At 67.3% G+C, this 890-nt stretch carries 2 protein-coding genes and 1 pseudogene; 1 reads left to right on the forward strand and 2 read right to left on the reverse strand.

The annotated features are described in order from the left end of the window. A pseudogene (locus tag DWB68_RS15795) lies at positions 1 to 98 on the forward strand (organic hydroperoxide resistance protein); the annotation flags it as partial. A gap of 293 nt (positions 99 to 391) precedes the next feature. Here DWB68_RS15795 and DWB68_RS17210 read toward each other — a convergent pair. Both DWB68_RS17210 and DWB68_RS16490 read right to left on the reverse strand, forming a co-directional pair. Continuing rightward, positions 392 to 649, reverse strand: coding sequence for an excalibur calcium-binding domain-containing protein (locus DWB68_RS17210; protein WP_325048574.1), 258 nt, complete (start codon positions 647 to 649; stop codon positions 392 to 394). Next, positions 540 to 890: hypothetical protein (locus DWB68_RS16490; protein ID WP_233548886.1), on the reverse strand; the 351-nt coding region annotated here is incomplete at its 5' end. The genes DWB68_RS17210 and DWB68_RS16490, both read right to left, overlap by 110 nt.

Below are 890 nucleotides of genomic sequence, written 5' to 3' on the forward strand. Positions count from 1 at the left end.
GCGCAGTCGCACTCGCGAACGCCGCCCACAACGTTTGCCCCTACTCCAATGCAACACGGGGCAACATCGACGTCACCATCTCGGTCTCCGACGACTGACACAAACTGACTCACGCTGACCGCCCCCACCCTGGGCTTTAGATTCAGCAGGTCCTTCGAACACAAGTTGGACGGGGGCCGCATGCTGTCGGGCAAAGACCGCGACATGGCTCGTAGCGGGCCGCCCGCCGCCTCCTTTCCGTCCGTTCGTCGCCCGCGGCGAGGAAAAAGGGGGGTGGGGGCACCCTCCAGGGCCACCCACTCCGCGGGTGCCGCGCAGGCGCCGGGTAGCATGCCGCGGCCATCGCGACCGTGACCCCACCCAATCGGCGGGCGACGCCGCCCCCCCGCGGCTACTCGCAGGCAATACCGTCGCCGTCTCGATCCAGCTTGCGGCTATATCCGGGTTCGCCCACGCTGATTGGAGCCGCACCTGCGGCACGAACGGCGGAGCAATTTGCGTAGTACGTGTCCGAACCGCCGGAGGAACCGCTGCCCGAACTACCCCCCCCCCCCCACGAAGCCGCGCGGCGTCGTGAGCTTAGCCGCCGACTCGTGCTCGGCCTTCTCTTCCGCGGCCTGCGCGGCCGCGGCTTCCTCCTCAGCCTCACGCTTGGCCGCAGCCTTCTCTTCAGCCTTCTTCCGCTGGGCGGCGGCCTTCGCCTCAGCCGCCTTCTTCGCCGCTGCCTCCTCGACGCGCTTCTTTTCCGCCGCCTGCTTGACCTCAGTCTCAAGCGCACGATGCCGCTCAGCCGAGACCCACACCAGAGTCCTGGGGACTGCTGCACGGATTGAGACACTGAATCTGCGTCGATGAGTCTCGGCGCTGGAAGGATGTGCCTCATGCCTAAA

It is taken from the genome of Galactobacter valiniphilus, from assembly GCF_003575975.1.
Classification (GTDB): Bacteria; Actinomycetota; Actinomycetes; order Actinomycetales; family Micrococcaceae; genus Galactobacter; species Galactobacter valiniphilus.